Annotated in this window: 18 protein-coding genes; 13 read left to right on the forward strand and 5 right to left on the reverse strand. The window is 65.1% G+C overall.

The features are described from left to right. The first annotated feature begins 106 nt into the window (after positions 1-106). Positions 107-433, forward strand: coding sequence for a hypothetical protein (locus tag ABZ677_RS19120; RefSeq protein WP_358372160.1), 327 nt, complete (start codon positions 107-109; stop codon positions 431-433). Here the strand turns inward: ABZ677_RS19120 and lat are convergent. Next, positions 430-1,758: an L-lysine 6-transaminase gene (lat, locus tag ABZ677_RS19125; RefSeq protein WP_358372162.1), complete on the reverse strand. Its 1,329-nt coding sequence runs from the start codon at positions 1,756-1,758 to the stop codon at positions 430-432. The genes ABZ677_RS19120 and lat overlap by 4 nt on opposite strands. Positions 1,759-1,882: 124 nt before the next feature. On the opposite strand from lat, the gene ABZ677_RS19130 reads away from it, so the two are divergent. Further along, the gene (locus ABZ677_RS19130) at positions 1,883-3,418 is read left to right on the forward strand and encodes an aldehyde dehydrogenase family protein (RefSeq protein ID WP_358372165.1); all 1,536 of its coding nucleotides are present in this window, start codon (positions 1,883-1,885) and stop codon (positions 3,416-3,418) included. Positions 3,419-3,434: 16 nt separating this feature from the next. Then, positions 3,435-4,667, forward strand: a complete 1,233-nt coding sequence (locus ABZ677_RS19135) for a hypothetical protein (protein ID WP_358372167.1) — start codon at positions 3,435-3,437, stop codon at positions 4,665-4,667. 22 nt (positions 4,668-4,689) lie between these two features. Here ABZ677_RS19135 and ABZ677_RS19140 read toward each other — a convergent pair whose 3' ends face one another. Beyond that, the gene (locus ABZ677_RS19140; protein ID WP_358372170.1) at positions 4,690-6,372 is read right to left on the reverse strand and encodes a cutinase family protein; all 1,683 of its coding nucleotides are present in this window, start codon (positions 6,370-6,372) and stop codon (positions 4,690-4,692) included. Positions 6,373-6,496: 124 nt separating this feature from the next. Between ABZ677_RS19140 and ABZ677_RS19145 the strand changes: the two genes are divergently transcribed. The 7 genes from ABZ677_RS19145 to ABZ677_RS19175 are packed head-to-tail and all read left to right on the forward strand — an operon-like array spanning position 6,497 to position 13,095. After that, entirely contained in the window at positions 6,497-7,009 is a 513-nt protein-coding gene (locus ABZ677_RS19145; RefSeq protein WP_358372172.1) for a GNAT family N-acetyltransferase, read from the forward strand. Positions 7,010-7,035: 26 nt separating this feature from the next. After that, positions 7,036-7,923: a hypothetical protein gene (locus ABZ677_RS19150; RefSeq protein ID WP_358372175.1), complete on the forward strand. Its 888-nt coding sequence runs from the start codon at positions 7,036-7,038 to the stop codon at positions 7,921-7,923. Beyond that, entirely contained in the window at positions 7,920-10,106 is a 2,187-nt protein-coding gene (locus ABZ677_RS19155; protein WP_358372178.1) for a heavy metal translocating P-type ATPase, read from the forward strand. Before ABZ677_RS19150 ends, ABZ677_RS19155 begins: the two co-directional genes overlap by 4 nt. Positions 10,107-10,149: 43 nt before the next feature. Beyond that, positions 10,150-10,383, forward strand: a complete 234-nt coding sequence (locus tag ABZ677_RS19160) for an RNA-binding S4 domain-containing protein (protein ID WP_358372180.1) — start codon at positions 10,150-10,152, stop codon at positions 10,381-10,383. Then, on the forward strand, positions 10,380-11,117 hold the full coding sequence (locus ABZ677_RS19165) for a class I SAM-dependent methyltransferase (protein ID WP_358372183.1): 738 nt from the start codon (positions 10,380-10,382) through the stop codon (positions 11,115-11,117). Before ABZ677_RS19160 ends, ABZ677_RS19165 begins: the two co-directional genes overlap by 4 nt. After that, a complete protein-coding gene (locus ABZ677_RS19170; RefSeq protein WP_358372186.1) occupies positions 11,114-12,631 on the forward strand; it encodes an NAD(P)/FAD-dependent oxidoreductase in 1,518 nt (505 codons plus the stop codon). The genes ABZ677_RS19165 and ABZ677_RS19170 overlap by 4 nt, the downstream gene beginning before the upstream one ends. Before the next feature lie 8 nt (positions 12,632-12,639). Beyond that, positions 12,640-13,095, forward strand: a complete 456-nt coding sequence (locus tag ABZ677_RS19175) for a GNAT family N-acetyltransferase (protein ID WP_358372190.1) — start codon at positions 12,640-12,642, stop codon at positions 13,093-13,095. 52 nt (positions 13,096-13,147) lie between these two features. On the opposite strand, the gene ABZ677_RS19180 is transcribed toward ABZ677_RS19175, so the two are convergent. After that, the gene (locus ABZ677_RS19180) at positions 13,148-13,321 is read right to left on the reverse strand and encodes a hypothetical protein (RefSeq protein WP_170945845.1); all 174 of its coding nucleotides are present in this window, start codon (positions 13,319-13,321) and stop codon (positions 13,148-13,150) included. 39 nt (positions 13,322-13,360) lie between these two features. Beyond that, positions 13,361-13,798, reverse strand: coding sequence for an Hsp20/alpha crystallin family protein (locus ABZ677_RS19185; protein WP_094632239.1), 438 nt, complete (start codon positions 13,796-13,798; stop codon positions 13,361-13,363). 232 nt (positions 13,799-14,030) lie between these two features. Between ABZ677_RS19185 and ABZ677_RS19190 the strand changes: the two genes are divergently transcribed. From ABZ677_RS19190 to ABZ677_RS19200, 3 genes are all read left to right on the forward strand, one after another. Continuing rightward, on the forward strand, positions 14,031-14,525 hold the full coding sequence (locus tag ABZ677_RS19190; RefSeq protein WP_358372194.1) for a GNAT family N-acetyltransferase: 495 nt from the start codon (positions 14,031-14,033) through the stop codon (positions 14,523-14,525). Positions 14,526-14,597: 72 nt separating this feature from the next. Further along, entirely contained in the window at positions 14,598-14,942 is a 345-nt protein-coding gene (locus ABZ677_RS19195; RefSeq protein ID WP_037195431.1) for a metalloregulator ArsR/SmtB family transcription factor, read from the forward strand. Continuing rightward, complete coding sequence (locus tag ABZ677_RS19200) at positions 14,939-15,406, forward strand: SRPBCC family protein (protein WP_358372196.1); 468 nt, start codon at positions 14,939-14,941, stop codon at positions 15,404-15,406. The genes ABZ677_RS19195 and ABZ677_RS19200 overlap by 4 nt, the downstream gene beginning before the upstream one ends. Position 15,407: 1 nt before the next feature. Here the strand turns inward: ABZ677_RS19200 and ABZ677_RS19205 are convergent, their stop codons facing one another. After that, positions 15,408-16,427 carry a DUF5914 domain-containing protein gene (locus tag ABZ677_RS19205; protein ID WP_358372199.1) on the reverse strand — a complete coding sequence of 340 codons (1,020 nt, stop codon included), beginning with the start codon at positions 16,425-16,427 and terminating at the stop codon, positions 15,408-15,410. Between the last annotated feature and the right edge of the window lie 212 nt (positions 16,428-16,639).

The raw sequence follows: 16,639 nt of genomic DNA on the forward strand, positions 1-16,639 counted from the left end.
GCCTGACATCAGGCAGCGAAGTTGTCAAGAATTACCTGACATGGGCTCGGCGAGGGTGAGCCGATAATCGCTGTACCCGACGTGTTGCCGTTGCTATTTTTTGCCGATGACCATTCGCTATCACGTGACCTCGGTGCTCAATCGCGAGTCGATTCGGCGGCACGGACTCGACTGGCGTCGCATGGGTGCCGCTCGCGGTATTGCCGGTAGCCACCGGCCCGAGCAGGAAGGTTGCTTTCTGGCGGCCGATGTGTGGGAACGTGATTGGTTCGTGGGCATGAACAACACCGGTGGACCGGTCGATGTCTGGGAAGTCAGTGGCGTCGAAGACGGTGATCTCGTGCAGTCGCCGGAGAACTTCTACTTTCGTCCCGGTGTCATTCCGACGTCACAGATTCAGTTGGTGCAGAAGGACATCGAGCCCGAGCGCTAGAGCATGCTCAGCACCCGGTCGATGGAGTCGACTGCCTGTGTCAGTTCGGCTTCGGTGATGGTCAGGGCAGGTCGGAATCGCACTGCCGCATCGCCGCAGCCGAGCGCCAGTACACGTTCCTCGGTACGCAACAGCTCGATCACGCGGTCGCGGGTGGAGGCGTCGGGTAGGGAGAAGGCGCACATCAGACCGCGGCCACGGACCTCGGACACAACCGTGTGTCGAGTTGCCAACTCCTGCAACCGGTTCAGCAGTACAGCTCCGAGTTCACCGGCACGAGAGATGAGCTTCTCGGATTCGACGACCTCCAGGATTCGACGCGACCGCACCATGTCGGTGAGGTTCCCACCCCACGTGGAGTTGATGCGGGAGCTGACAGCGAAGACGTTGTCGTCGATGTCGTCGACGCGACCGCCGGCCATGACCCCGCAGACCTGAACCTTCTTGCCGAAGGCCACGACATCGGGGACGACGTCGAGCTGCTGGAATGCCCATGCGGTGCCGGTCATTCCGGCTCCGGTCTGCACTTCGTCCATCACGAACAGTGCGTCGAACTCGTGGCAGAGCTCCCGTAGCTTCTGCAGGAAGCGAGGCCGGAAGTGGTGATCTCCACCCTCGCCCTGGATGGGTTCGATGATGGCACAAGCGATGTCGTGCGGATTGGCCTCGAACGCCACCCGAGCCGCCGCCAACGATGCGTCCTCGAGTTCGTCCATGTTCGCGTCGGATCGGATGAACGGGGACGGGATGCGCGGCCAGTCGAATTTCGGGAAGCGGGCAACCTTGTTCGGGTCGGTGTTGGTGAGCGACATCGTGTAGCCCGAGCGCCCGTGGAACGCATGCTCGAAGTGCATCACCTGGGAGCCCAGTGACGGGTCGAGACCATGACTTTCGTTCCAGCGTGACTTCCAGTCGAACGCCACCTTCAACGCGTTCTCCACCGCCAACGCGCCGCCCTCCACGAAGAACAGGTGGGGCAGGCGAGCGTCACCGAGGACCCGCGCGAACGTGTCGACGAATCGGGCCATGGGCACGGTGTAGATGTCGGAGTTGCTCGGCTTGTTCATCGCCGCCTGCATCAGATCGGCCCGAAACTCCGGGTCGTCGATCAGGGCGGGATGGTTCATGCCCAGCGCGTTGGACGCGAAGAACGTGAACAGGTCGAGGTAGCGGGTGCCGTCCCTGGCGTCGACCAGTGTGGAGCCGGTCGAGGCGTCGAGGTCGAGAACCAGCTCGAAACCGTCGGCCAGTAGGTGCTCGCCGATCACCTCGCGGACCGTCGAGGCGTCGATGGTCGCGCCTGTGCGCTGTAATACTTGCGTCATGTGGTCGAACATACGCGTTAAAATTCCGTAAGCAAGTCCATATGACAGGAAATTATACGGTTGTGACCGTCATCGGTAGGCTCATCTCCGACAGTTCGGTTCTCTTCACGGAAGGTGTACGCGCATGTCTGCATCCATCACCCACGACGAGTTGAGTGTGCGCACTCGCGCGATCCTCGACCGGCTGGGTGCCACGATCGCGCTCGACGCCCCCGCGGGACCGGACGCGATCATCGCGCGCTCGCCGATCACCGGTGGGAACCTGGCGTCGCTGGCGTCGGCCTCGGCGGCCGATGTCGAGACCGTCGTCGCCGACGCTCGCACCGCGTTCGTGTCGTGGTCGCAGGTGCCGGCTCCCGTACGTGGTCAGGTGATTCGGGAACTCGGTGAACTGCTGCGCGTACACAAGGAGGATCTGGGCGCGCTGGTGTCCATCGAGGCCGGGAAGATCGTCTCCGAGGGACTCGGCGAGGTGCAGGAGATGATCGACATCTGCGACTTCGCCGTCGGACTCTCCCGTCAGTTGTACGGCAACACGATCGCCACCGAACGCCCCGGGCATCGCATGATGGAGCAGTGGCATCCGCTCGGTGTCGTCGGCGTCATCACCGCATTCAATTTCCCTGTTGCGGTGTGGAGTTGGAATACCGCTCTCGCTCTCGTCGCGGGAGACACGGTCATCTGGAAGCCGTCGGAGAAGACTCCGCTGACGGCCGTCGGAGTGCAGGCGCTGTTCGAGCGCGCCGCCGCCGCAGCCGGAGTGGACCCCAAGATCGCGCAGCTGGTGATCGGTGATCGCGCGTCCGGCGAAGCGCTGGTGGACGATTCGCGAGTTGCGTTGGTCTCGGCAACCGGCTCGACGAGGATGGGACGTGCCGTCGCACCGCGTGTCGCCGAGCGATTCGGCCGAGTGTTGCTCGAACTCGGCGGAAACAACGCAGCGATCGTGACGCCGTCGGCCGATCTCGATCTGACCACGCGTGGTCTGGTGTTCTCGGCCGCCGGGACGGCAGGGCAGCGGTGCACCTCGCTCCGACGCGTCATCGTGCATTCCTCCGTAGCGGACGAGTTGGTCGGCAAGCTGGTCGCGGCCTACGAGACGCTCTCGATCGGATCTCCCTTGGCCAGTGACACTCTGGTGGGTCCGCTCATCGATGCCGGTGCGTTCGCGGGGTATCAGAAGGCTCTCGAGGCTGCGGTGTCCGACGGCGGAACAGTGGTGGTCGGCGGCGAGCGGGTCGACGTGGTCGACGAGTACTCGTTCTATGTTCAGCCCGCGATCGTGACGATGCCCGCGCAGACCGACATCGTCAAGCACGAGACGTTCGCGCCCATCATGTACGTGCTGACATACGAGACCCTCGACGAGGCCATCGCACTGCACAACGATGTGCCGCAGGGTCTTTCGTCGTCGATCTTCACCACCGACCTGCGTGAGGCGGAGCGCTTCCTGTCCGCTGCCGGCTCGGACTGCGGCATCGCCAACGTCAACATCGGACCCTCCGGCGCCGAGATCGGCGGAGCCTTCGGCGGCGAGAAGGAAACCGGTGGGGGCCGCGAATCCGGTTCGGACGCATGGAAGGCCTACATGCGGCGGGCCACGAACACGGTCAACTACTCCAACGAACTGCCCCTGGCACAGGGAGTGAAGTTCGGCTGACGGCATGATCGGCAGTATGAAAGTACTGTCGATGATCCTCGCCGGCTTCGTCGTCGGCTATGCGATCAGTGATGTCCGACCGCTCGACTCCCTGCTGAGCAGCACGGCCGAATTCGGTTCACCGGCAACGATCGTCAACGGGCTCACTGTCCTCGCACTGACCGCCTGCCTGGTGAGCGTCGTGCTCGCGCGTTCGAGTGCACGGGGTGTGCTCGTCGTGGCGATCGGAGCAGTACTGGTCGTCGTGTTCCGGACAGTCGGCATGGTGACCGGAATGTTTGGAGACTGGGCCGGCGCAGTGGGAGCAGGTGCACTGCTCGGCGCGTCCGCCCTGCTGGCGGGGCGACATCGCGGTGCGCAGGCATCGCTGGTCGTCGCCGCTGTCGGAGCCGGTCTTCTCGGTAAAGCGCTCGATGCCCTGCTGCAAGCCGACGACGGTCCCGTGTTCGTGTGGGATGTCGTCGGTGCCGAGGACGCAGTGGTTCCGGAGCGGGCGATCGTCATGGTGATCGTGGCCTCGGCCGCGGCGATCGCACTGTTCCTGGCGTACCGCAATCAAGAACTACAGCCGTACGAGACCCGACGAACTCTGCTGGTCGGCCTTCCGCTGCCTGTGGCTGCCGGTGTTCTGAGTTGGTTCGCCGGCGGCCACGACGGTGGGGATGCCCTCTGGCTCGGTGCACTTGCCGGTATGACGGCCATCGCGCTGGTGGCGTCGTTCCTTCTGCCCGGGCGCGACGGACGGCTGCTGCTGGTCCTGTTCGCGTCATCGTCGGCTGGGATCGGCTCGTTCGGCTTCGCTGCCGGTGACAGTGCGCAGTTGGCTCTGAGCGTGGGTCTGCTGATCGTCGGAGCGGGCCTCGGCTACCGCTGGCCGCAGCTGTACATCGGGCTGGGCGGGCTGTTCGTCATCGCCGTTGCGGGCGTGATCGGGGGCTATGCCGAGGTGCCGACGGGATCGGAATTCGCCCTGCCGTTGGTCGCCGCGTACGTGGTGGTGTCGGCTCTCGCGACGTCGCCGGGCTCTCTGGCGCTCTCGCTGCCTGTGCTGTTCACCATGACTCTGCCGGTGGTGGTGTATGCCGCGAGTTATCAGCCGGGCCTGTCTTCGGACGAGGCAGTCGCCACGCGCACGAGCGAGCCCGACCACCTGGTGTTGTCGGTGGCCGGGCTCGTGGTCGTAGCAGTGGTGACGGGTGCCTGCGCGGTGCTGATGCGCAGGCCTGCCGTCGTGAGCGGAACCTCGTAGCGGGCTACGAAGTTCCGTTCACCTAGGGTGCCGGGACTGCCGTCGTCGTGGTCGGAACGACGGTCTCCGGAGCTGTCTCGGTAGCCGTGTCGGTCGCGGTGACGCAGACCGGCGGTGCTCCCTCGACCGGCGTCTCACCCTCGACGGGGATCGTGCACTCGGGGGTCGTCGTGACGACGGCGGGTGCCGGCGTCTCGGCGGTGGTGACGGGTGCGGGTGCAGCCGGAACGGTGGTCGTCACGACGGGGGTCGAGGTTGCCGGTGCGGTCGTCGTGGCCTTCGGAGTTGCCGTTGCCGACGTGGTCACCGGTGCGACGATCGTTTCGATCGCTGCGCGTCCGGCCTTCTCCTGAACTGCCTTGGTCTTCACCGGCTCGCCCCGGTTGGCTTCCTCCGCCAGTTCGGTCAGCCATGCCGCGGCGTACTGCACCGAGGTCAGCGGCTTGCCGTTGGCGGCATCGGCGTCGCGCCAGTAGTCGAAGTGGTGTCCCGATCCGGGTGCCAGGGTGAGGCCGTACGGGTCGTTCATCACGACGGGGATCGTGTTCTGGTTCGAGGAGATGAAGCCGGTGATCTCCTTGAAGATCTTCTGCGGCAGGTACACCAGGTCGACCATCTGACCGGTCTCGATCGGCTCCTGTTCGCCGTCGACCTTCGCCGAGACGGGGGTCGTCACTGTGCCGGGCTTGTAGTCGGGCTCGGAGACCTTGATCAGCACGTCGAGGAAGGTCTCGTCGCTCTGCATCCAGTTGGGCTGCGATGCGATCTCGTTGAAGGCGTTGACTGCGATGCGTCCCAGGGCCAGTGCGAGATCTGCACCGGTGGCGGGAGTGAGGTTCTCGTTCTGCAGCGCGTCGGCGTTGACCTGGCGACCGACGTTGGCGGCCAGGTGAATCAGTGACGTGTTGGCGGGGAGTGCGCAGGTGAGGTCGCCGTCGGAGCAGAAGGACGCCACTCGGCCGTCGAGTGCGCCGAATCCGCCGGACGTACCGGGGAGTGCGCCCTGGCCGGAGACCGCGTTGTTGCCGTTCTGGTACTGGGTGTCGAAGCCGTCCGGGTTACCGAACGGGTTCTCGGCTCCGGGGAACGGGCCCTCCCCGGCGACGCGGCCTGCGTCGGCGAAGATGACGACACCGACGACCTGGTTGGGGTCGACGATTCCGTAGGTGCCGTCGGCGGACACAACCTGGTTGCCGACCTCCATCGCGGTGCGGCGGGCAACGTCTGCGCCCTCGCTGTAGCCGACGATGGCGAATCTGGTGTCGGGGCAGGACGCCGAGATCGTCCTCATGATGGTCTGCGAGTTGGTGACGCCGGTCTGCACGGCGTTCTCGTAGCTCGCCAGGTCGGCCGGGTACTCGACGTACACCGCGGCGTAAGAGTCCGGAACCACGTTGCCGTTGTTGGGGGCGCGCACGGCCTGGTCGATCCAGTCGCTGGAGTAGTCACCGGACATCGCTGCGGGGAGCCGCTCGCCCTCGGGGGTGGTGAGCCACTTGACGCCCTCGCGCGGGGTGTCGCCGCGGCCGCCGATCGCGATGCTCACCATGTCGTAGCAGGTGGCCGTCGAGACCAGTTCGATCGATGCTTCGGTGGTCGTGGACGGAGTCGACCACGGTGCGGCGACGACTACTCCGGCACCGAGGGCTCCGATCGCGAACGCGCTCAACGCAACGCGCGCACGCTTCGACTTGCCAACATTCATGTTTTCGATCCCCATCGCTCACGGCCCGAACCGATTTTTCCCGACTGCAGTTGCCAGTGGGTTACCCGGGATTTCGTCGGTCGGGTCGTTCGCGTTACAAACCGCGTCATTTACCGTCGTACGCATGGCTTTTCGACCCCAAATGACATCGATGGAATTCGACCTGCCCGACGGGTCGACGTGCGTTGTGCGTGAGGCGGTGGCGTCGGACCTGGAGTCGATCGTGGCCTTGCTGGTCGACGACCCGCTGGGTGTCACGCGGGAGTCCGCCGACGACATGGATCGGTATCGCGCTGCGTTCGAGGACATCTACTCGGATCCCCGAAACCTGCAGGTAGTGGTGGTGCACGGTGACGCGGTGGTGGCAACGCTGCAGCTGACCCTCGTTCCCGGGCTGGCGCGAGGGGGCGCACTGCGGGCGCAGATCGAAGCGGTTCGGGTGGACGCGCGGTGGCGTGGCCGGGGACTCGGCGGTGCGCTGATCAGGTGGGCGATCGCGGAAGCCGAGCGGCGTGGGTGCGCTTTGGTGCAGTTGACGTCCGACGCCAGTCGAACGGACGCCCACCGCTTCTACAGCCGTCTCGGCTTCGTCGACTCCCACGTCGGCTACAAGTTGGCACTCGGAACTACCGCCTAGATACCCTGGGGGGGTAGGGTAGCGCTGTGAACTCGGAACGGCAGGAACTCGACGCACCAACCAAACTCCTCGGATTTGTCGTCGGGATCGCGTTCCTGTTCCTGGCGGCGCTGTTCGTCGGGGACAAGATCGGACCCGACGCCCAGGCGACCGCAGTCGCGTCACACAACGGCCACGACGCGCACGACGAGACGGCCGCACCGGCCGCAGTGCCTGCCGGGCTGCAGGCCACCCAGGACGGCTACACACTGTCTCTCGATCGTTCCGTCACCGAGTCCGGACCCGAGGTACCGGTCGCCTTCACGATCAGCGGACCGGACGGGGCGGCACTGATCGACTACGACGTCATGCACACCGAGGAACTGCACCTCATCGTCGTTCGGCGCGATCTGACCGACTTCCAGCACGTACATCCGACGCGCAACGTGTCGGGAACATGGTCGACGGCTCTCGATCTCACCCGGCCCGGGCCTTATCGTCTGTTCGCCGACTTCACCCCGGCCGGTGGCGAGAACATCACCCTGGGAGCGGAGCTCACCGTTCCCGGCGACTATCGGCCGCAGCCCCTGAGTACACCGAATGTGACATCGAGGGTCGACGGTTACGACGTGACGCTCGCCGGTGCGGTCACCGCGGGGACGAACTCCACCGTTTCCCTGACGATCGAGCAGGACGGTCGCGAGGTCACCGACCTCGAGCCGTACCTCGGTGCCTACGGACACCTGGTGGCCCTACGCGCCGACGACCTCGCCTACCTGCACGTTCACCCCGAGGACGGGCCACCGGGGCCGACGGTCGACTTCACCGTCTCCGCGCCGACCGCGGGGACGTACGCGCTCTATCTGGACTTTCAGCACGGGGGCGTCGTGCACACAGCCGAATTCACCATCGAGGTACAGGAGGGACAGGCATGAGCCAGGAAACCGAACTGATCCTGGGCGGCATGACCTGCGCTTCGTGCGCCAACCGCATCGAACGCAAGCTCAACAAGCTCGACGGGGTATCGGCGACGGTCAACTACGCCACCGAGAAGGCGCGCGTCACCAGTGACGGCGTGGCCACCGAGGACCTCATCGCGGCCGTCGAGGCGGCCGGCTACACCGCCACTCTGCCCGCGGCCGAACCGGCCGACGAGCTTCCGATCGACCCACTGAACCAGCGATTGATCGTCTCGGCGGTGCTCAGCGTGCCGGTGATCGCAATGGCGATGATTCCGGCGTTGCAGTTCACCAACTGGCAGTGGTTGTCGTTGACCCTCGCCGCACCCGTGGTCGTGTGGGGCGCGCTGCCGTTCCACCGTGCCGCATGGACCAACCTGCGGCACGGCACCTCGACCATGGACACCCTCGTCAGCATGGGCACCCTCGCGGCGTTGGGGTGGTCGCTGTACGCACTGTTCTTCGGTACCGCAGGCACGCCCGGCATGACGCATCCGTTCGAGTTCACGATCGCTCGAATGGACGGGGCGAGCAACATCTATCTCGAGGCCGCGGCGGGCGTGACCACTTTCATTCTGGCCGGGCGATGGTTCGAGAGCCGATCCAAGCGCCAGGCCGGTGCGGCGTTGCGCGCCCTGATGGACCTCGGTGCCAAGACTGTTGCTGTCCTGAAAGACGGTAAGGAACAACAGATTTCGATCGAGCAGTTGGCCGTCGGCGATGTGTTCGTCGTTCGTCCTGGCGAGAAGGTGGCCACCGACGGCACCGTCGAGAGTGGATCCTCGGCCGTCGACCGATCGATGCTGACCGGCGAATCCGTGCCCGAGGAAGTCGGCGTCGGCGACGCCGTGGTCGGTGCGACGCTCAACGTCGGTGGCCGAATCACCGTGCGAGCACAGCGAATCGGTGCCGACACTCAGCTCGCCCAGATGGCGAAGGCCGTCGAGGACGCCCAGACCGGCAAGGCGCAGGCGCAGCGCTTGGCCGATCGCATCTCCGGGATCTTCGTGCCGATCGTCAGCGCGATCTCGGTCGCGACACTCGGATTCTGGCTCGGTGCAGGCAGTTCCGCGGCAGGCGCGTTCACCGCTGCAGTCGCGGTGCTCATCATCGCGTGCCCGTGCGCGCTCGGATTGGCCACACCCACCGCACTGATGGTCGGCACCGGACGGGCGGCGCAGCTCGGCATCCTGATCAAGGGCCCGGAGATCCTCGAATCCACACGCCGGGTCGATACCGTCGTCCTCGACAAGACCGGCACCGTCACGACCGGGGAGATGACCCTGCAGTCGGTGCACGTGGCCGACGGCGAGGACGAGGACGTGGTCCGTGCCGTGGCGGCGTCATTGGAGTCGGGTTCGGAGCACCCCATCGCCCGCGCCATCGCGGGTTCGGCACAGTCCATGAGCGTCGAGGAATTCACCAGCCTCGACGGCCTCGGAGTGCAGGGTGTCGTGGACGGTCGCGCTGCGGTGATCGGCCGTCGTTCACTGCTGGCCGACTGGTCGATGCCGCTGCCGTCGGAACTGGCCGATGCATTCGAGACCGCGGAACGTCAGGGCCGCACCGCCGTCGCGCTCGGCTGGGACGGCAGGGCTCGCGGAGTGCTGGTGGTCTCCGATTCGGTCAAGCCGACGTCGAAGCAGGCCGTCGCGGAACTACGGGCACTCGGACTGACTCCCGTCATGCTCACCGGAGACAACGAGGCCGCTGCGCGCACGATCGCCGCCGAGGTGGGAATCGACCAGGTCATCGCAGGCGTCCTGCCGACGGGCAAGGTCGATGCCGTCCGCGAGTTGCAGGCGTCGGGCAAGGTCGTGGCGATGGTCGGCGACGGCATCAACGACGCGGCCGCGCTGGCCACGGCCGATCTGGGGCTTGCCATGGGTACCGGCACCGATGTGGCGATCGAGGCCAGCGACCTGACGTTGGTGCGCGGTGATCTGCGGGCAGTGGGCGACGCCATCCGGCTCTCCCGACGCACACTGACCACGATCAAGGGCAACCTGTTCTGGGCCTTCGCCTACAACGTCGCTGCCGTGCCGCTGGCCGCTGCGGGCCTGCTCAACCCTATGCTCGCCGGTGCCGCGATGGCGTTGTCCTCGGTGTTCGTGGTGAGCAACAGCCTGCGGTTGCGCCGGTTCCGTTCGTCGATGTGAACGGTTGGTAGCAGCGAACGGCTCGCTAGTACAGGATGGAGACATGTCCGACGCACACGATGTCCCCATCCGCGACGAATCGATCAGACTGGGTCAGTTCCTCAAGCTCGCCAACCTCATCGAATCCGGTGCCGAGGCGAAGAGCGTCATCGCCGACGGACTGGTGAGCGTCAACGGGGACGTCGATGTGCGGCGCGGACGGCAGTTGCAGCACGGTGATGTCGTATCGGTCCAGGGTGGGCCCTCGGCCCGCGTGAGCAAGGAAGAGGCACTGTGAAGGTCGGTAAGGGCGGACTGCCGCGCAACGAAGTTCCCGGAGCATTCGATGTCGGCGCCAAGGCGTACGACCGACTCGTCGGAGCGAACCCCGGTTACCACGACCACCTGCTCAAGTCGGCCAAGCGCCTACGGATCCCGAACCTCGGTTCCGGTCTGCGCCTGCTCGACATCGGTTGCGGCACCGGCGCATCCACTGCCGCGCTGCTCGAAGCCGCGCCGCACGCCGAGATCGTCGCCGCCGACGCGTCCGCCGAGATGCTCGAGGTCGCACGGAGCAAGGACTGGCCGTCGAACGTGACGTTCGTGCACTCACGCGTCGAAGATCTGGCGATCAACGGGGTGGACGGTCCGTTCGACGCGATTCTCGCCGCCTACCTCATCCGGAATGTGGACGCCCCCGACACGGAGCTCAAATCGCTTCTGTCACTGCTGCGTCCGGGCTCTACCATCGCGTTCCACGAGTACTCGGTGCACGATTCGCTGCGGGCCAGGATCTCCTGGAACGTGGTGAGCTGGGGCATCATCATTCCGCTGGGCTGGCTGGCGACGCGCGACGCCACCCTGTACCGGCACCTGTGGCGCAGTGTCGTGACCTTCGACGGTGCCTCGGCCTTCATGCGTCGGATGCAGCGAGCCGGCTACACCGGCGTAGCCAGAGAGACCATGACCGGTTGGCAGAACGGTGTGGTGCACACGTTCCTCGGCTCTCGTCCCACGGAGGAAGAGCGTTGACCGACTCCAAGAAGGTCACCCATGCTGCGGCGCAGGGATATTCCGATGCCGGTCAGCTGGCGGACGTCCCGCACGTGGTGGTGGTCGGCGGGGGAATCGCGGGCCTGAGTGCTGCGACCGCACTGGCCGAGCGCGGCGTGAAGGTGCACGTGGTCGAACGCGAAAGCTACCTAGGTGGCCGCGTCGGCGGCTGGGACACGACGCTCGAGGACGGCTCGCCCACCACCATGAGCCGCGGCTTCCACGCGTTCTTTCGGCAGTACTACAACCTCCGAAACCTGTTGCGTCGCACGGACCCCGAGTTGGCTCGGCTGCGCCCAGTCGATGATTACCCGCTGATCGATGGCGACGGCCGGATCGACGGATTCAAAGGCCTGCCCGATACGCCGCCACTCAATGCATTCGCGTTCGTCAAGCGCAGCCCGACGTTCCGGTGGAAGGACCTCACCGACCTCAACGGCATCGCGGCACTGCCGTTGATGACGGTGAGTGTGCCGAAGACGTTCGACGAGCTGGACACGACTCCGGCCGCAGAGTTTCTGCGCAACATCAACTTTCCCGAGGCAGCACGGCATCTGGCGTTCGGCGTGTTCTCCCGAAGCTTCTTCGCCGATCCCGAGAAGATGTCTGCCGCCGAGCTGGCCATGATGTTCCACATCTACTTCCTCGGCTCCTCCGAGGGCCTGATCTTCGACGTTCCACGCGACCCGTATCCGCAGGCTCTGTGGGACCCGCTGGGGGAGTACCTCACCGGGCTCGGAGTCGACATCAGAACGTCCACTCCGTGCGGCGAGATCAGCCGCGGTGGGTTGCGAAAGTTCCGCGTCGACGCAGGCGGCATCATCGACGCCGATGCGGTGGTGCTCGCCACCGACATCGCCGGATTGCAGCGAGTGCTCGAGCAGTCACCAGAGCTGGGTACGCCCGATTGGCGCAAACAGGTTGCGGCGCTGCAGAACACACCGCCGTTCCTGGTTCACCGAGTCTGGTTGAGCAAGGCCGTCAACGCCGACCGCCCCGCCTTCATCGGCACCGGAGGCATGCCCCCGATCGACAACATCAGCGTGCTCGAACGATTCGAGGACGAGGCCGCGCAGTGGGCTGCCCGCACCGGTGGCTCCGTCGTCGAACTGCACGCCTACGCCGCCGAGGACTCCGAGGAGGTCACCCGGCAGCAGCTGATGGATCGGATGCACGAGATCTATCCGGAAACCGCTGCTGCAGAGGTGATAGCCGAGCGATCCGAGTGGCGCGACGACTGCCCGATGTTCGGCCTCGGTGCGTTCGCCGAGCGGCCGACCGTCCGTACTCCCGAACCCGCACTGGTACTGGCGGGCGACGGCATCCGTATCGATCTGCCGGTCGCGCTGATGGAACGTGCAGCCACCACCGGGCTGCAGGCCGCGAACACACTGTTGGCGAGCTGGGGCATCACTGGTCACGACATCGAAACAGTTCCGACGAGTGGACGATTCAAGATGTTCGACGCCATCGAGAGGCTCATGAACAGGTGAGTTCCGGCATGCGGATCGAGGTCGACGATCTGTCGCGTCCGCACGTGCATGCGCTGCTCACCGAGCATCTCGCGGACATGCACGCCACCTCGCCTGCCGAGAGTGTGCACGCCCTCGATCTGTCGGGCCTGCGCGGATCGGACGTCACCGTGTGGACTGCCTGGGAGGCGGACGCACTGCTGGGAATCGTTGCCTTGAAGGAGCTTTCACCCGATCATGGTGAGCTGAAGTCGATGCGGACCACGGGGGCGGCGCGGGGCCGCGGTGTGGCGTCGAGTCTGCTCGTTCATGTTCTCGACGACGCGCGTCGACGCGGGTACGGGCGGGTGAGCCTGGAAACGGGAACTCAGGACTACTTCGCCGCCGCCCGCAGGTTGTATGCGCGGCATGGATTCGCCGAGTGCCCGCCGTTCGCGGACTACGTGGTCGATCCATCGAGTGCATTCTTTTCGTTGTCTCTGTAGATGTTTCCGGTGAGAAGGGCCGGCACCGAATGCTCGGTGCCGGCCCTTCTCGTCAGGCTGCGTGCTGTGTGTGCGGGTAGAGATCGTCGTCGAGAGGCTCGGCTCGACACTGATCGAGTACATCTGCCGTCGAGCATTCCCTCATGCTCGTCTCGACGCCCACCACCGTGCGCCACCAGCGCTCACGGTCGGTCGATTCCGTCCACACCACCGCCTCGGATTGCATTGCGCATCACCCCCACTGCCGTGTCGTGGTCGGTTCGATTCAGGCCGTCTCGTGTTCGATGGACTTCTGCTCGGCGTGTGTGATGTCGATCTTGCGCGGTTTCGCGCGTTCGGCCAGGGGGATGGTGATGGACAGAACGCCGTTGTCGTACGCCGCGGAGATGCGCTCGGTATCGACGCCGTCACCGAGAGAGACCTGGCGTCGGAACGTGCCGGCGAATCGCTCCGAGGTAATCCACTGCACACCAGTGCTTTCCGGGGCGGATCGATGAGCGGTGAGTGTCAACGTACCGCGGTCGACGTCGACATCGATGGATCCGGGGTCGATGCCGGGTAGATCGGCACTGAGCACGTAGTGGTCGTCGACTTTGTAGAGGTCCATCGGCATGAATCGCGGGGCGCGGTCCGAACCGGAAGAGGCACCCAGCATTGCCGACGTGAGGGAATCGACATCACGGAACGGATCGAAACGAAGCACAGCAACCACCTCCTGTACCCAGATGCGCTCACCCCTGTGGTGAGTCGCTCCTCAACTGTGCAGAACAGAAATTAGCACTCCGACCCCGAGAGTGCCAAGAGGTTTCACGAAGGTTCTCAGAATTTTTTCAGGTCCAATAGTGCTGCGGCGCAGTAGGGGTCGGGCGTACCGAGTCGCCGCCCGTCGCACATTCGATGTCCGAGTTCAACCGTCGCGACCTAGACTCGGTCCGATGTTGACCATCGCGCCCTACATCTCGCAGTACCGTGCAGATCTGCTCGCGTTGTCGCTCCGCGCATGGGAACCGGTATTCCCGATGGTGCACTCGGCGGTTCCGTCCTTCGTGTACGACTGCTTCTATCCCTCGGGGTGGCAGGCGCGGCAGTACGACGACCTGGCCCTCGTGCTCGACGGCGAACCCGAGAACGTGGACGTTGCTCTGGACGGTGACAGTCCGATCGGCTGGGTCTGCACCCGACTGCACCCCGAGGACGACATGGGTGAGGTGTATGTCCTCGTCGTCGATCCAGCTCGGCAACGAGACGGTATCGGACGAGCGCTCATGAATGGATCGTTCGAGAGGGTGAAGGCAGCCGGACTGCGGATGATCATGGTCGAGACCGGTGATGATCCCGGTCACGCCCCGGCGCGAGCAGCGTACGAGGCGAGCGGCTTTCAGAGATGGCCCGTTGCTCGGTACTTCAAGGATCTCGCCGAAGGCTCCTAGTGTGGTCGGAGCTGCATCGTCTTCCCATACTCAGCTCTTGCGCTCAGTATGACTGGAGCGATACTGTGCCTTATGGCTCAGTATTCGACTGTTCTCGACGATGTGTTTCAGGCACTGGCCGACCCGACCCGGCGGGCTGTGTTGAGCCGGTTGGGATCCGGACCGGCCACCGTGGGCGAGCTTGCCGAACCGTTCGACATGACTCTGCCGTCGTTCATGAAACACATTCATCTGCTCGAGCGCAGTGGCTGGATCCGTACGCGCAAGGTCGGCCGGGTACGTGCGTGCACGATCGAGCGATCCAACCTGGATGCTGCCGGTCACTGGCTGCAGGAACAACGGGCCGTCTGGGAATCCCGGACGGATCGCCTCGAAGACTTCGTCACCCATACCTCGAATGAAAGTGAACCGCAATGACATCGATCGATCCGGCTCTGGATCTGACCATCTCCCGAGTCATCAAGGCTCCACGCGCAGCAGTCTGGAGTGCGTGGACCGACCCGTCGAAGTTCGAGAAATGGTGGATTCCCGCGCCTGCGCTGTGTCGCGTCGACGGTTGGGATCCGAAGCCCGGTGGCGCATTCCGGACCTCGATGAGCGAATCCGGCGGTCCCTACGAGCCCCATATCGACGGCTGCTTCCTGGCCGTCGACGACGGTGAGCGCATCGTGTTCACCAACTCGCTCGTCGAAGGGTGGCGGCCGGCGCCGCAGCTGTTCATGACCGCGGTGATCACCCTCTCCGACCACCCCGACGGGACCGAGTACCACGCCCACGTGATGCACCGCAACGAAGAAGACCGAAAGACGCACGAGGAGTACGGTTTCCACGACGGCTGGGGCACCGTCATCGCACAACTCGCCGAGTTCGTCGAAGGCTAGATCAGGCCCGGCCCTGCGAACGCAACTCGTAGCGTCGCTCGGCGTAGTCGAGATCGTCCTTCCACAACCGTGCAGCGGTGAAGTTCATCGCCGGCCGCAGGAGACCGGATGCCTTGCGCGCCATCTGGAATCCCGGACGATCCGAACTCGCGATCGTGGCCTCGATGACGGCGGTACGAGGCGTGCCGTCGGCTGCGGGGGCCAGAGGCGTCGCATGCGTTTCGACCACGCTTCCCGCTCCTTCGCCGTCGAGGATGCGCATGACGATGGTGCGGGGACCGGGGCAGACGAACTCGGCCCGCACCGGAACTCCGATGCCGCGACTGACGCGGAAGGTCACGTCGACCAGAAAGCGATCGTCTTCCTCGGGTACATCGATCTCGGTCGGCGCGCCGACCACCTTCAGCCGAGCGAACGAGTACGGGTGGAACCACGCCCCGTGCCACGGGTCGAGTCGATTGGCGATGATGTCGTCGGGCTCGCACTTGCCGACGAGAGTGACCACACCGGCGATGGCGGTCGAGGCAGGCGGTCGGATCGGGACCACGGGCACGGGCGTCGGCTCCTCACCGCCGAGCTCGTCGAGCCGAACCCACACCAGAACCCCGTCGTCGAATGCGGGAACCGGACGCCAACCGGGCTTGCCCTTCGGCCCGAGCGCGAGACCGTGCCAGCGGCAGACCAACGTGTCGCACTCGATCTTCGCGGTGTCCAACGCTGCACCGAGATGCGGGCACGCACCCGGACCGATGTGGACCTTGCCTGCAGTGTCACGCCAGGCCACCAATTCGGTGGTGCCCACATAACGGCCGAACGGCTTGTCGGCCTTGACGTCGCGACTGGCAGCGAACACGAACCAGTTGCCGGAGGTCCGCGTCTTCGCACGCTTCAAAGCAGACTCGATGACCTGCGGATTCGCACCCTTCCAGGTGGGCTCCTGCTTGGCCCACGACTCCGACGGCAGCGGCTGCAACGGCATCGTCTTCGGCCAACGTCGTCGTACTGCATCCAGCGCGGTCATTGCTGCTCCCAAAGTCGACAATCGATTCCCGTATTCCGTCACCATTGTTCCCGTTGGTGGGTACTCAATGTGACATTCGGTGGCCTTTTCGGGGGTCAATGTCACATCGAGTGGACTTGGGGAGCGGGTGAGCGGCGGCGGGGGAGTCGGTTCGAGAGTGGATCGACCAACTGTCGTCAGTGTCCACAATTTCGCTCGAGAAGCGCGATGCC

Origin of the sequence: Rhodococcus sp. NPDC006774, from assembly GCF_040636045.1 — a bacterium.
Taxonomy (GTDB): domain Bacteria; phylum Actinomycetota; class Actinomycetes; order Mycobacteriales; family Mycobacteriaceae; genus Rhodococcoides.

Bases quoted from the DNA above. Each gene is read 5' to 3' on its own strand.
- ABZ677_RS19180 (WP_170945845.1), bottom strand. From the start codon at position 13,321: ATGCAATCCGAGGCGGTGGTGTGGACGGAATCGACCGACCGTGAGCGC.
- ABZ677_RS19200 (WP_358372196.1), top strand. From the start codon at position 14,939: ATGACATCGATCGATCCGGCTCTGGATCTGACCATCTCCCGAGTCATC.
- ABZ677_RS19140 (WP_358372170.1), bottom strand. From the start codon at position 6,372: ATGAATGTTGGCAAGTCGAAGCGTGCGCGCGTTGCGTTGAGCGCGTTC.
- ABZ677_RS19135 (WP_358372167.1), top strand. From the start codon at position 3,435: ATGAAAGTACTGTCGATGATCCTCGCCGGCTTCGTCGTCGGCTATGCG.
- ABZ677_RS19195 (WP_037195431.1), top strand. From the start codon at position 14,598: ATGGCTCAGTATTCGACTGTTCTCGACGATGTGTTTCAGGCACTGGCC.
- ABZ677_RS19160 (WP_358372180.1), top strand. From the start codon at position 10,150: ATGTCCGACGCACACGATGTCCCCATCCGCGACGAATCGATCAGACTG.
- ABZ677_RS19130 (WP_358372165.1), top strand. From the start codon at position 1,883: ATGTCTGCATCCATCACCCACGACGAGTTGAGTGTGCGCACTCGCGCG.
- ABZ677_RS19175 (WP_358372190.1), top strand. From the start codon at position 12,640: ATGCGGATCGAGGTCGACGATCTGTCGCGTCCGCACGTGCATGCGCTG.
- ABZ677_RS19120 (WP_358372160.1), top strand. From the start codon at position 107: ATGACCATTCGCTATCACGTGACCTCGGTGCTCAATCGCGAGTCGATT.
- ABZ677_RS19190 (WP_358372194.1), top strand. From the start codon at position 14,031: ATGTTGACCATCGCGCCCTACATCTCGCAGTACCGTGCAGATCTGCTC.
- lat (WP_358372162.1), bottom strand. From the start codon at position 1,758: ATGACGCAAGTATTACAGCGCACAGGCGCGACCATCGACGCCTCGACG.
- ABZ677_RS19145 (WP_358372172.1), top strand. From the start codon at position 6,497: ATGGCTTTTCGACCCCAAATGACATCGATGGAATTCGACCTGCCCGAC.
- ABZ677_RS19205 (WP_358372199.1), bottom strand. From the start codon at position 16,427: ATGACCGCGCTGGATGCAGTACGACGACGTTGGCCGAAGACGATGCCG.
- ABZ677_RS19155 (WP_358372178.1), top strand. From the start codon at position 7,920: ATGAGCCAGGAAACCGAACTGATCCTGGGCGGCATGACCTGCGCTTCG.